The following is a 12,452-nucleotide window of genomic DNA, read 5'->3' on the forward strand; positions in this document are numbered from 1 at the left end:
GTTTTTTTTTTTACCCTGATAAGCGTCCCAATATTGGGGCGCTTATTGTAATTTAGCCCAAAAATTATTTCATGAAATTTAGAATATCTCTTCTCTTAACCATAGTCTCGATCATCATTTTTTCCCAAACAGGAAATTTGAATGTGAATGTCTATGACGAATTCAGTAAGAAACCACTTTCTGCTGAAATAAAAGTGTTGCCTTCAGGTTCTGCTTTTTTAGGGATTGGAAATATTTTCGTTTCCGAATTACAGTCTGGTAACTACAGTTTAGAGATCACATCTGACGGTTATGAAACTGGCTTTTTAAAAGATACCAATGTTGTTCCGAATCAAAATCTTACATTTTCAATTGGTTTAAATAAAATTGCGAAAAATATTGATGAAGTGATCATTACTAAAAAGCAATATAAAACCACTGCCGAAAGCCCGCTTTCTTTACGAAATATTACAAGCGAAGAAGTGCAGAAAAATGCTGGTTCGACCAGAGATGTTTCGAAAGCAATTTTAAGTTTTCCGGGAGTTGGAAGCACGGCGACCTTTAGAAATGATTTATTTATTCGTGGTGGAAGCTCTGCGGAAAATAAATTTTATATCGACGGAATAGAAGTTCCGATTATCAATCATTTTCAAACACAAGGTGCTTCTGGTGGACCAAGAGGAATTATTACCATCGATTTTATAAAAGATGTCGATTTTTATAGTGGAGCGTTTCCCGCTTCTAGAAATGGCGCTTTATCTTCTTTATTTGAATTTAATTTAAAGCAAGCCAGAAAGGATAAATTGGGTTACAAAGCGGTAATTGGTCTAGACGATATGCAGTTGATGGCTGATGGTCCACTTTCCAAAGATCAATCCTGGACTGGACTTTTTAGTATTCGTAAATCTAACCTTCAACTACTGTTTAAAGCAATTGGATTGCCTTTTCTGCCAAGTTACTACGATGGAACTTTTAAAATTTCAAAGAAATACCAGTCTGGTGATGAATTATTTTTTCTTGGTTTGGGGGCAAAGGACAGTTTCAAATTTAATGAAAATGCAGATCCAACGCTGTCAAATTTAACCTTGATTGATCAGCTTCCCGTTTCTCCACAATGGAATTATACGGTTGGTGCTGGATATCGCCATTTGGCTGAAAATGGAAATTGGCTTTTGACCATGAGCAGAAATATGCTCGATAATCAAGCTTTAAAATATTATCGAAATATTGAAACACCTGAGAATTTATTGTATAACTACAAATCTCAGGAGAGCGAAAATAAAATACGATTTGACCGAAATTTTACTTGGTCAGATTATCAATTCAGTACGGGAACGAATGTTAACTTTTCAAAATATTATAATAATTCGACTATAAAAAACGTGACTCAAAATGCGATCAATTTTGATGATGTACTTTCAGAGATTAACGTTTTCCAATATGGTTTATATCTTCAAACCGCAAAGAAGTTTTTTAACGATCAGCTTCAGCTTTCTGCTGGAGTTCGTTTTGATGCAAGTGATTATAATGAGAACACCCAAAATCCTTTAGACCAGTTTTCGCCAAGATTTTCCTTGAGCTATAAAATTAATCCAGAATTTTCTTTAAATTTTAATACAGGAATTTATTATCAATTGCCAGCTTACACCGCGCTTGGTTTTATGGAAAATGGATTATTTAGCAATAAAGAAACTTTGAGTTATATTCGAAATTCACATCTCGTTGGAGGAGTAGAGTACAACGGAAAAAATAATCTTCGCCTGACCGTTGAAGGCTATTATAAGAAGTATAAAAATTATCCTTTCTCTCTTCGTAATCAGATTTCTCTCGCAAATATTGGAGCTAATTTTGGCGTTGTTGGTAATGAACCTTTGGATTCAAGAGGCTTTGGCGAAACGTACGGAATTGAATTTTTAGCTCAAAAAAGAACAGTGAATAATTTCTACGGAATTGTAGCATATACTTTTGGATATTCAAAATTCTCGAACGCAGCTGGAAACTTATTGCCTTCAAGTTGGGATTCGAGGCATATTGTCGCGGTAACGGCCGGAAAATATTTGAAGAGAAACTGGAATTTAGGAGCTCGGTTCAGAATGCAATCTGGTTTACCCGAAACGCCGTACGACTTACAGAGAAGTTCTTTGGTAAACATTTGGAATATTTCAAATGGTCCATTGCAGAATTTTGATTTATTAAACTCCACCCGCGGAAATCTTTCTCACCAATTGGATCTACGTGCGGAGAAGAAATGGATATTTAAAAAATGGCAATTTACAGCCTACATGGATATCGTCAACGCTTATGGCTCGAAAAGCCCAAGCAAACTACCAGTTGTGAATCTCCAGCGCGATGCGAACAATAATGGGATTATTGGTAATCCAACAGCTCCAGAAAATCAGCAGTATTATTTGTTAGAAACCGGAGAAATCGACCGATCTACACCGATTCCGTATTTCGGATTTATAATTGAATTTTAGCGATAGTGACAATTTCATTATATTTTTTTGTATTAGTGAACACATTCTTCGGAATGTGTTCTTTTGTTTTAAGGTCACAGGGTTCTAAGAAAAGCTCGGCTTTAAGACCAAAGAAAATAGAAGCTTTGGAAATCTCAGATATAAGGCTTAACTTCGTAAAATAGCATATTAAAATGATTTTAACTCCTCTTTTTAAACGTAATAATTTAACCAAGGGAAAGTCATGTTTTTTATCTTATTTACACGACGATAATTTTCTGAAAAGTTCTAAAGAGTTCATTTAATTCGCCCTGTCGCGATTCAGGACAGGGTACTTTATCCTAAAATTAGATACTCACCAATTTCAATTTGAATACATTTTTACCAGGTATCAAACATCGTTTTTTGTTTGATCATCTTGTCTGAATCTTATATGCGTATTCATCAATCAATTTTACTTATTACATTATGTCAGAAAATATAGTTTTAACTACCGGAATTTACGATTTGATCAAAGAACATTTAAGAAGAAGAAAAACGACGCTACAAGAAGAGCAAATTTTACTAGATCAGTTGAAAGGAGCTAAACAAGTGCGAAGAAAAGAATTGCCAACAGATGTTGTAACCATTAATTGCGAGGTGAAAATAAAAGATGTTGCTACCAATGAAGAAGAGAAATATCTTTTGGTTGATGCAAATCAAGAGAAAGTGAAGAAGGGAAAATATTCCATTTTATCACCCATTGGTTTGGCAGTTGTTGGCAATAAAGTCGGCGATATTATTAGCTGGCCTTTTGAAGACGGCGAAAAGAAACTGGAGATTTTAGGAGTGGAACATCACAACTAAATTCCTTCTATTATTTAAAAAAAACTCTCCATTGGAGAGTTTTTTTTGTTTTAACAAACACTTAACCAATCACATAAATAAAAAATGAACAAACCAAAATCCCACTTTTGGTTTTATTTTTGATGAAGAGTATTGAATTTTCTTTGTAGTCCTATTCAAAAAATTTCCTGTTGTTTTAGATTTCTTAGAAACATTTAAATTCTCTACGCCAATTTTTTAATTTAAATAAAGAAGAACGACGATGAAAAAGTTAGAATTTTCAATCGAGATTAAGGCTTCAAAAGAAAAAGTTTGGGAAAGTCTGTGGAATGATCAAAATTACCGCAAATGGACCGCTCTTTTTCTTCCAGGGTCTTATTATGAAGGAGAACTTAAGGAAAACAGCGACGTTCGTTTTTTATCACCTGGTGGACATGGACTATTTGCAATGGTAGAAAAAGTAATTCCCTTTCAGTCGATGCACTTTTTACATTTTGGTTTGATACTCGACGGTATTTCTCAAGAGAAAACCTTTAAGGATGGAGCGATCGAACAGTACGATTTGTATGAAAATGAAAAAGGGACAAAATTAACCGTAACTTTAAAAACAGAGGAAGAATATAAAACTTATTTCAATAATAGTTTTCCCAGAGCGCTTGCTGTAGTTAAAGAAATTGCCGAAAATTAATCACGCAATTTTTTTTTATTTTTAATTTCTTCCATAATCCATTCCAGCTGAATATCTTTTTTCTGTAAAACTTCTTGTAAAGTCGGAATAATTTCGTGATCGGGCAGAACGCCTTTTTTTGTTTCTGTGAATTTAATATTAGGTTGAACCAGCATTAATCCAATTGGTAGTTTCAGTTTTGAATGTGGCAATTTTTCGGTAGAATATCTTCCCGCAACAGTTCCGTCATTGGTTCCGCCTGTTTCTTCACCAACCAGAAATGCCCTTTGGTCACCTTTTAATTTTGAGGCGATAATTGATGAAGCCGAGAAACTGCTTCCATTCATTAATACGTAGATTTTTCCATCGAAGTGATTTTTCTTTGGTTTTTTTAAAGAGAAAATTCCGTTGTTTTTTAAGTAGAATTGATCATCTTTCTTTTTAACAGACAGTGCGGTTCCAATCAGATAAAGTGGATAAGACACGGCCGCAATTGGCGTCGCTAACGGTGGAATATCACTAAAATAATTAGCATGAAACATGGAGGTTCGCGAAGTTACTTCCATATCCTTTATGAATTTAAAATCTTCTGATACAAAGTAAGAATAGAGATTGTTGATCTCCGCCAATGATCCACCAAGATTATCCCGAACATCCAAAATCAGATATTTTGCTGGTGATTTTTTAAGCAGGGCAAAACTTTGTTTGTAGAATTTACGGGAGTAGGTTCCAGAAAACGTTTTGATTTTCATATAAGCGATCGTAGAATCTTTCGTTGGAAACTGTAAGTCCCGGTTGAAACTTTTACTTACAATATTATAATCTTTGGTTTTCCCGGTTTCGCTTTTGGTTAGTTTTTTATTTTCCTGTTTGGTCTTTTCCTTTTCTTCCTTGGTAATTTTTTCTCGTTGAATATAAAAGGTTTTTATTTCATTTTGATACTTTGCTTCTATTTTAACAGAATCTAAAATTCCGTTTTCAGCTGTGAAAAATGAAGGCCATCTGCGAGCCATAGAATATCTTTGAAAGGTTGTGTTTTCGCCATCACTGTTGACGATTGGTTTGTATTTTTCGAGTAATTCAACAACAGGAATATCTTTAATCTTCAGAATTTCAGTTCCGATATTCATATTCGGAATCTTAGAAACATTATCTTTCACAAAGATTCTATTATTATCGATGGCAAAATTATAGCGGTTGAGTAAACCTTTTTGATTTTTAAGATGTTTGATTTCTTTCTTGGTTAATCGCTTGTCATAAGGCACTAACCGCAGATGACCTTCTTTAATGTTTGCGATAATGGGTGCGAGTTTCTGGTAAAATTCGTTGGGTTTTAAAGGAGTTTTAATCGATGTTTTTAAACTGTCGAATTGATGATTCAAATCTTCTTTAGAAATAAACCAGTACAATTTGGGATGCAATTCTTCTAATTTTTGCTGCGTAAAATCAATGTCTTTTCTCAAGTTTTCAACCGAGATTGGAATCTCTAATTTTTCATTGTGTCTTTTCACAGAAACACAGGAAACAATTACGCTTACGAAAGAAAAAAGAAGTATTTTTTTCAAGATAGAATTTTTGCTAAAAGTAAAATTTTAAAATTAAATCAACAAGCAAAAAAAACTTCCCATTAATAATGAGAAGTTCAACTTTTTAAAATGAAACATGTTATCCTAAAACAGTTACTGTATTCTGAACCATTTCGTAGATCGCATTTTTACCGCTTTCTGGTTTCGTATTTACTGCACGGGTTCCGTTAAAATGAAGACAGGTTACGTAACCTAATTTCGCCGCATCTAAACACGTATATTTTACACAATAATCTAGAGCTAGACCAACAATTTCGAGTAATTGAATATCGTGGTATTTCAAGAAATCATCCAAACCGGTTTTTACAAAGTGGTTATTATCCTGAAATCCGCTGTAAGAATCGAAATCAACATTGGTTCCTTTTTGAATAATATGAGTTACTTTATCTCTGTTCAGATCCTTATGAAATTCAGCACCGAAAGTACCCTGAACACAATGATCTGGCCACATGTGTTGCGGGATTCCATTAAGAATAATATTATCTCCAACTTTCTTTCCGTTATTAGACGCGAAACTTTTATGATCAGCTGGATGCCAATCTTGGGTAAGGACTATTTGGTCGTATTCATTTTCTTCCATCAAGAGATTAACATACGGAATAACTTCGTTAGCACCAGGAACTGCAAGGGCTCCACCTTCGCAAAAATCGTTCTGTAGGTCAACTATAATCAGGGCTTTTTTCATATTCTTAAATTTTTCGGTTGGTTTCGAATTCAACTTATTTTGTAGTAAATTTACAAAACTAAAACGCAAATGTTTAGCCAAATAAACCGATGCGCCAAATCGTCAAAATATATAAATTAAATGGACAAATTAGAACATATTAAATATCCAATTGGTAAGTTTCAGGATCCAAAAAAGATTACGGATCAAGATATTGACAAGCATATTCAGACGCTGAAAGACTTTCCGAATAAATTAAAACACCTCGTAGGTAACTGGACTGATGAGCAGTTAGACAGTCAATACAGAGAAGGAAGCTGGACGATTCGTCAGTTGGTAAATCATTTGTCTGATAGTCACATGAATAGTTTTATCCGTTTTAAACTGGCTTTGACAGAAGATAATCCAACCGTAAAACCATGGGATCAGGTACAGTGGGCAGAGTTGCAGGATTCTTTTAATATGGATATTAAACCCGCTTTACAGATTCTAAAAGGTTTGCATAAAAGATGGGTTTTTGAATTGAGATCTTTAACCAACCGTGAATTCGAAAGCACTTTTTATCATCCAGAACAACACCGTAATATTACGTTGAGAGAAAGTCTTGCCTTTTACGCGTGGCATTGTGATCATCATATCGCACATATCGAAAATTTAAGATCCGAAAACAATTGGTAAGAAAATTGCCGAGAGTTTACCTAACCTAAAATAAATAAAGCATGAGTTTTTTTAATAAAATATTTGGAAGTGATGAGCCAAAAGATCAAAATACATCAACATCTTTCTGGAATATGATTGAATCAGAAGAGGATTTAGCACAAGCCGTGCAGAAATCATTTGAGAAAAAAGTGGTGATTTTTAAACATTCAACCAGATGTCATATTAGCAAAATGGTTTTAAAAAGTTTCGAAAACGAAGTCGCTCATTCTGATAAAGACGTCGTGTATTATTTTTTAGATCTAATCTCGCACCGACCAATTTCAAATAAAATTGCCGACGATTTTGGAGTAACACACCAAAGTCCGCAAATGATTGTCTTAGAAAATGGTAAAGCGGTGAAAGATGCTTCCCATCAAAGTATTTCTGTTAATCAGATTTAAATCTTTAAAATGGATTCCCTTCAAAATATTTCCAATTATTTATCAGAAGTTCTAGAGATTCCGAAAGAAGCCGTAGCGACTTGCGGAAATCTTTATACTTTAAAAAAAGTTACTAAAAATGAATTGCTTTTGAGCGAAGGCGAGATTTGCATGGATACTTTTTTTGTGGAAAAAGGTTTGCTTAGAATGTATTCGCTCGACCGAAACGGAAAAGAACACATCATTCAGTTCGCGCCGGAAAACTGGCTAATTTCAGATCGAAGTTCGCTGAATTTTAATCAGAAATCAAAATATTATATTGAAGCTGTGGAAGATTCGGAGGTATTTCTATTGAGCAAAGATTTTTTCACCAGCATGGTGGAGAAATTTCCTCAGACTGCCGAAAATAATGATATGCTTTTGCAGAAACACATCCGGAATTTACAGAATCGGGTGAATTCGCTTTTGGCCGACACAGCTGAAGAAAGATACATGACTTTCATTAAAATGTATCCTGAAATTTTACTTCGTGTTCCCCAATGGATGGTTGCTTCTTACCTTGGAATTACGCCCGAAAGTTTGAGTAGAGTTCGAAAAGAACTGGCGCGGAAAAATTTCGTACCCTCATAAAAAGAAGGAACTCCAGTTGAGTTCCTTTTTGCTATTTCATATTTTTTAGTTTCTCTAAAAGTTGATTTTGATCGGCAATCATTTTCTCCAGTTCTTCTAATTTTAGTGGATTCTGATTTTGATACTTTTCAATTTCAGGAAGTGTTTTTTTAATTTTGAAGAAATTATAATAGTCATTAATCCTGCCATTATTGATTTCAAGATCTTTGATGACCATTTCTAGTTCCTTTTCCTTTCTGGTAAAATTATCTGAACTTTCTTTAATGAAATTTTTCATTTCCTTCTTTAGAATAGAATCTTTAATCATCGCAATTTCACGATTTACTTCACCATAATATTCACTTGGTTTAATAAGAAGTTCTTGCTTTTGAGAAATTAATTCATCAGAATTTTTTCTAATTAAATTAATCTCTTCATCAAGTGCTTGCAACACTTTGTCATCTTTAATCATTTCAAAATAAATGGCATCAATTAAGGAACTTCCTTTACTGTATCTCGAACCGGTTTTAGATTCAACGCTTGAGATAACATTGGAGTTCCCAGCTGCAATAACTGCATTTTCAGTTTTTTCTTTGCACGAAAATGATAAAAATAGAGTAGCGATGATTAGTAGATTCTTCATAATTTATATTTTAAAATAAATGAGGTTTATTTCAGTATTGTTACAAAAAAAAAGGAACTCTTTCGAATTCCTTTAATTATTTCCAGGTAAAGTCCATCTCCTTGAGAGAAAGATTTAGGATAGGATATTATTTCCCCAAATACGATTTCAGAATTTTACTTCTCGTATTGTGTTTCAATCTTTTAATTGCTTTTTCTTTAATCTGACGAACTCTTTCTCTTGTTAGGTCAAAAGTTTCACCTATTTCTTCCAAAGTCATTGGGTGTTTTCCGTTCAAACCGAAATACAAACGAACTAAATCTGCCTCACGCGGAGTCAAAGTTTGCAACGCTCTTTCGATTTCAATCTGCAATGATTCTAACATCAAATCCTTATCCGGACTTGGTGATTCACCAGAACGCAAAACGTCATACAAGTTAGAATCTTCACCTTCAACCAACGGAGCATCCATAGACAAGTGTCTTCCGGAGTTTTTCATTGACTCCTTAATGTCAGATTCGCTCATGTCCAAAACTTCCGCTAATTCTTCTGGCGACGGAGGTCTTTCGTTCTCCTGCTCCAAATGCGCGTATGCTTTGTTAATCTTGTTGATCGATCCAATTTTATTCAATGGCAATCTTACAATTCTTGACTGTTCTGCCAAAGCCTGTAAAATCGACTGACGGATCCACCAAACTGCGTACGAGATAAATTTAAAACCTCTGGTCTCATCATATCTTTTCGCTGCTTTCATCAAACCAAGATTTCCTTCGTTAATTAAATCGGGTAGGGAAAGTCCTTGGTTTTGGTATTGTTTAGAAACAGATACCACAAATCGGAGGTTGGCTTTAATCAATTTTTCCAGTGCCACTCGGTCGCCAGCACGGATTTTTTGTGCCAATTCAACTTCTTCGTCGGCAGTAATCAAATCAACTTTTCCAATCTCTTGCAAATATTTGTCAAGAGAGGCGGTTTCTCTGTTGGTAACCTGTTTGGTAATTTTTAATTGTCTCATGTAGTAATAAGGTCCACTTTAGGACTGCATTATATTATACGACACCAAGTATCAAAAGGTTACAAAAGATTACAAATAAGTGTAATATTGTTTTTTTTGGGCGACTTCATCCATCTTCCGTTCCCACTTTTTTATGAAATAATCCAACGTTATTTCCTTTGCTATTTATTTTATAAAAAGAGTTCCACTCAAGCTGGGTCGCAGATACAGCGATAATCAAGATCAGCTCTAAAAATAAAAACTCATTCTATATCGAAACAGAATGAGTTTAATTTCATAAAAAAAGATATTTACTTAATGATCAGTTTCATCGTTTGTCTTTTACCTTCAGCTTGGTAAAGCATAAAGTACACTCCAGCAGTTGCGTTTATAGAAATGGTATTTTTACCTTTAGCGACCTGACCTGTATAAATGATTTTGCCTGAAACATCAGTGATCACTACACTACCTGCTTGCTCTGAACTGAAAGTAAAGTTTCCATTACTGGGATTCGGATAAATGCTCGCACGTAAATTTGTGGTCTCAACAGAAGCGAGTGGTGCGGCACATAAATAAGGTTTAAAGTTTACTTCACCTAAAGCAGCATCATCAAAAACATGTGCGATTACCGCTTCAACCATGGCGTCATCAGAAAGCTCACCTTCTCTCCAGCAATTATTCGTAGCACTGATTGGATTTGCTGTATTGTTATAAAGCGCAAATAAATTACCGCCATTTCCATTGTCTTTAAATATATTTTCACCCACACTTCCTAATGATCCACCACCTAAGTCAACACTTGCAGTTCCGATCACCGTAATTCCCCAGATGTGACCACGAATTTCATTTTTTTCAATTTTCAAACCTAATCCTAACGCACCGCTTCCGTTAATCGAAATTCCACTTCCACCTGTGGCTGGGTTATTCTCAGAATTATTATTGGTCAAAATGTTATTAGAGATCGTCCCGGAAGAATTATTTCCTGCCACCGTGATTCCGTAGCGGTTGTCGGTCACCGTATTTCCGTCAATCAGAACCTTATTTACACCGCCTAACAAAGATGAAACAGAGATTCCACCCACTTTAGTCAAAGTTCTGTTTCCAATAACAATATTGTTCAAAACTTTAGTTACGCCTGATCCACTCGGCCCCATATTAATTTGCGGGCGGTTAGAATTTAATTTGGTGTTTCCCGAAAGATAATTGTTGGTGAACTCTAAAGCTACCGATTGGTTTGCGCCAGAACCTACTGCAGGCAAATCATTTTCAATAAAAGTCGAATTTTTTACCACTGGATTTCCTCTGGAGAAATTCACCGCCGCACCAGTTACCAAACCCGATTTAAAATATCTTACGGTGCAGTTATCCATTAAAAAAGTGGCGGTTAAAACCTGTAAACCTCCGCCGTATTCTAAAATGGTATTTTTAAAAGTGGCAATTGAACCTTCTTCAAGCCTTATTCCTTTAAAGACCGTTGCAGGATTTGTCGCAGTAATCAAGAGATTATTAGCGGTTGTATTGTAAATCCCTCCAATCGTTAATTGCATACCACCATCAATTTTCAAGGTAGTATCTTCATCCATTAGTAGAATATCACCTGCAGCAATCGTAATATTGGCAGTCATTTGATAATCTGTTCCGTTGTTAACCAAGACTGTCGGAGCAGCGGCAGAGAGTGAATTTAGATTGTAAATCACGCCCGTGCCTGGACTTGTAAATTGAGAAAATACCATCGCCGAAAGAAGCGATAAAAATAAAGTAGATAGTTTTTTCATAATGATATATTTATATCAAAGTTATTAATATATGTTGATAATAGTAATTTATACTGTTAAAGTTATGGGATATTCATTATTTTTGAGAAAATTATAAGAACAATGGTTTTTTCACCAATCATAATAGGAACGATGCGTTGGGGAGTTTGGGGAGTCAACCATTCTATCAGAGCTGTTCAAAATTTAATTGAAGTTTCTTGCAAAGAGAATCTCACAACATTCGATCATGCCGACATTTACGGAGATTATACCACTGAAAAATTATTCGGTGATGCTTTTTCAAAAATGGATCTGAAAAGAGAAGACGTTCAGTTTATTTCAAAATGTGGAATTGAAATGCCATGTATCAATAAAAATTTCAGTGTAAAATCTTACAATTACTCCAAAGACTATATTTTAAAGTCGGTTGAAAAAAGTCTGGAAAATCTGCAGACTGATTATCTCGATTTGTTATTGCTTCATCGGCCATCTCCTTTAATGAATTCAGTAGAAATCGCAGAAAGTTTTGAAATTTTAAGAGAGCAGAAGAAAGTACTGCACTTCGGCGTATCTAATTTTTCACCTTCACAATTTGATCTTATTAATGATACTTTTCCAATTATTACCAATCAGGTGGAAATTTCTTTGAATCAAACTGCTGCATTTTACGATGGAACTTTAGATCAGTTGATGTTGAAGAAGCTCCAACCGATGGCTTGGTCGGTTATGGGAAACTATTTTACAGAAAAGTCAGAAGAGAATAAAAGGATTAAAAGAGTTTTGAAAATTCTTTGTGAAAAATACAATGCAGAAGAAAATCAAATTTTATTAGCCTTCATTTTAAAGCATCCAAGCGGAATACTTCCTGTGATAGGCACTTCAAGGCCAGAAAATATTATAAAATTGAAGGAGAGTTTAAAGATCAAATTGGAGCATGAGGATTGGTTTAAACTGTTGGAAGCGAAAAACGGCTACGAAATAAAGTGAAATATTTCGTAAAAAACTTGCAGGTTTGATTTATAATTGTAACTTGCACCTGTTTTTATATCCGAAATCAATCATTGTTCATCGCATTCATTGAGTTTCATTTATAATTTCAACAGTATTAATAATTAATTTTTTTTTAAGATGAACATTTTTGTTTCAAACATTAACTATGCAACTCAAGAACAGTCGTTGCAAGATTTATTTTCAGAATTTGGTGACGTATCGTCTGC

12 protein-coding genes and 1 pseudogene are annotated in these 12,452 nt (G+C 34.5%); 8 read left to right on the plus strand and 5 right to left on the minus strand.

Translation table 11 applies throughout. The features are described from left to right. The first annotated feature begins 71 nt into the window (after positions 1–71). The 3 genes from ACEYOS_RS08760 (at position 72) to ACEYOS_RS08770 (ending at position 3,948) form a co-directional block, all read left to right on the plus strand. Positions 72–2,456 (plus strand): TonB-dependent receptor plug domain-containing protein, encoded by a 2,385-nt coding sequence (locus ACEYOS_RS08760; protein WP_373708876.1) that lies wholly within the window; start codon positions 72–74, stop codon positions 2,454–2,456. Positions 2,457–2,903: 447 nt separating this feature from the next. After that, a complete protein-coding gene (locus tag ACEYOS_RS08765; RefSeq protein ID WP_373708877.1) occupies positions 2,904–3,281 on the plus strand; it encodes a GreA/GreB family elongation factor in 378 nt (125 codons plus the stop codon). A 241-nt stretch (positions 3,282–3,522) separates the two neighbouring features. Continuing rightward, positions 3,523–3,948, plus strand: a complete 426-nt coding sequence (locus tag ACEYOS_RS08770; protein WP_373708878.1) for an SRPBCC domain-containing protein — start codon at positions 3,523–3,525, stop codon at positions 3,946–3,948. Here ACEYOS_RS08770 and ACEYOS_RS08775 read toward each other — a convergent pair. Both ACEYOS_RS08775 and pncA read right to left on the minus strand, forming a co-directional pair. After that, positions 3,945–5,492 (minus strand): S41 family peptidase, encoded by a 1,548-nt coding sequence (locus ACEYOS_RS08775; RefSeq protein WP_373708879.1) that lies wholly within the window; start codon positions 5,490–5,492, stop codon positions 3,945–3,947. The two genes, ACEYOS_RS08770 and ACEYOS_RS08775, sit on opposite strands and share 4 nt — an antisense overlap. Positions 5,493–5,592: 100 nt before the next feature. Beyond that, the gene (gene pncA, locus ACEYOS_RS08780; protein WP_373708880.1) at positions 5,593–6,198 is read right to left on the minus strand and encodes a bifunctional nicotinamidase/pyrazinamidase; all 606 of its coding nucleotides are present in this window, start codon (positions 6,196–6,198) and stop codon (positions 5,593–5,595) included. A 120-nt stretch (positions 6,199–6,318) separates the two neighbouring features. Between pncA and ACEYOS_RS08785 the strand changes: the two genes are divergently transcribed. Genes ACEYOS_RS08785 through ACEYOS_RS08795 form a run of 3 tightly spaced genes read left to right on the plus strand, consistent with a single transcriptional unit; the run spans position 6,319 to position 7,886 of the window. After that, positions 6,319–6,855, plus strand: a complete 537-nt coding sequence (locus ACEYOS_RS08785) for a YfiT family bacillithiol transferase (protein WP_373708881.1) — start codon at positions 6,319–6,321, stop codon at positions 6,853–6,855. 41 nt (positions 6,856–6,896) lie between these two features. Beyond that, positions 6,897–7,277, plus strand: coding sequence for a bacillithiol system redox-active protein YtxJ (ytxJ, locus tag ACEYOS_RS08790; RefSeq protein ID WP_373708882.1), 381 nt, complete (start codon positions 6,897–6,899; stop codon positions 7,275–7,277). 9 nt (positions 7,278–7,286) lie between these two features. Further along, positions 7,287–7,886, plus strand: coding sequence for a Crp/Fnr family transcriptional regulator (locus tag ACEYOS_RS08795; protein WP_373708883.1), 600 nt, complete (start codon positions 7,287–7,289; stop codon positions 7,884–7,886). 31 nt (positions 7,887–7,917) lie between these two features. Here ACEYOS_RS08795 and ACEYOS_RS08800 read toward each other — a convergent pair whose 3' ends face one another. The 3 genes from ACEYOS_RS08800 to ACEYOS_RS08810 all read right to left on the minus strand — a co-directional run bounded on the left by ACEYOS_RS08800 (position 7,918) and on the right by ACEYOS_RS08810 (position 11,256). Next, a complete protein-coding gene (locus ACEYOS_RS08800) occupies positions 7,918–8,508 on the minus strand; it encodes a hypothetical protein (RefSeq protein WP_373708884.1) in 591 nt (196 codons plus the stop codon). A 127-nt stretch (positions 8,509–8,635) separates the two neighbouring features. Then, on the minus strand, positions 8,636–9,502 hold the full coding sequence (locus tag ACEYOS_RS08805; RefSeq protein WP_125022266.1) for an RNA polymerase sigma factor RpoD/SigA: 867 nt from the start codon (positions 9,500–9,502) through the stop codon (positions 8,636–8,638). A gap of 290 nt (positions 9,503–9,792) precedes the next feature. After that, the gene (locus tag ACEYOS_RS08810) at positions 9,793–11,256 is read right to left on the minus strand and encodes a T9SS type A sorting domain-containing protein (RefSeq protein ID WP_373708885.1); all 1,464 of its coding nucleotides are present in this window, start codon (positions 11,254–11,256) and stop codon (positions 9,793–9,795) included. A 102-nt stretch (positions 11,257–11,358) separates the two neighbouring features. Here ACEYOS_RS08810 and ACEYOS_RS08815 point away from each other — a divergent pair, with 102 nt between their 5' ends. Together ACEYOS_RS08815 and ACEYOS_RS08820 are read left to right on the plus strand one after the other, a co-directional pair. After that, on the plus strand, positions 11,359–12,222 hold the full coding sequence (locus ACEYOS_RS08815; protein ID WP_373708886.1) for an aldo/keto reductase family oxidoreductase: 864 nt from the start codon (positions 11,359–11,361) through the stop codon (positions 12,220–12,222). A gap of 141 nt (positions 12,223–12,363) precedes the next feature. Continuing rightward, positions 12,364–12,452: pseudogene (locus ACEYOS_RS08820) on the plus strand (RNA-binding protein); the annotation flags it as partial.

It is taken from the genome of Kaistella sp., from assembly GCF_041824135.1.
GTDB lineage: Bacteria > Bacteroidota > Bacteroidia > Flavobacteriales > Weeksellaceae > Kaistella.

Excerpts from the sequence above, each read along its gene's own strand:
- ACEYOS_RS08795 (WP_373708883.1), top strand. The coding sequence starts at position 7,287 with ATGGATTCCCTTCAAAATATTTCCAATTATTTATCAGAAGTTCTAGAG.
- ACEYOS_RS08810 (WP_373708885.1), bottom strand. The coding sequence starts at position 11,256 with ATGAAAAAACTATCTACTTTATTTTTATCGCTTCTTTCGGCGATGGTA.
- ACEYOS_RS08770 (WP_373708878.1), top strand. The coding sequence starts at position 3,523 with ATGAAAAAGTTAGAATTTTCAATCGAGATTAAGGCTTCAAAAGAAAAA.
- ACEYOS_RS08815 (WP_373708886.1), top strand. The coding sequence starts at position 11,359 with ATGGTTTTTTCACCAATCATAATAGGAACGATGCGTTGGGGAGTTTGG.
- ACEYOS_RS08800 (WP_373708884.1), bottom strand. The coding sequence starts at position 8,508 with ATGAAGAATCTACTAATCATCGCTACTCTATTTTTATCATTTTCGTGC.
- ACEYOS_RS08765 (WP_373708877.1), top strand. The coding sequence starts at position 2,904 with ATGTCAGAAAATATAGTTTTAACTACCGGAATTTACGATTTGATCAAA.
- ACEYOS_RS08785 (WP_373708881.1), top strand. The coding sequence starts at position 6,319 with ATGGACAAATTAGAACATATTAAATATCCAATTGGTAAGTTTCAGGAT.
- pncA (WP_373708880.1), bottom strand. The coding sequence starts at position 6,198 with ATGAAAAAAGCCCTGATTATAGTTGACCTACAGAACGATTTTTGCGAA.
- ytxJ (WP_373708882.1), top strand. The coding sequence starts at position 6,897 with ATGAGTTTTTTTAATAAAATATTTGGAAGTGATGAGCCAAAAGATCAA.
- ACEYOS_RS08805 (WP_125022266.1), bottom strand. The coding sequence starts at position 9,502 with ATGAGACAATTAAAAATTACCAAACAGGTTACCAACAGAGAAACCGCC.
- ACEYOS_RS08760 (WP_373708876.1), top strand. The coding sequence starts at position 72 with ATGAAATTTAGAATATCTCTTCTCTTAACCATAGTCTCGATCATCATT.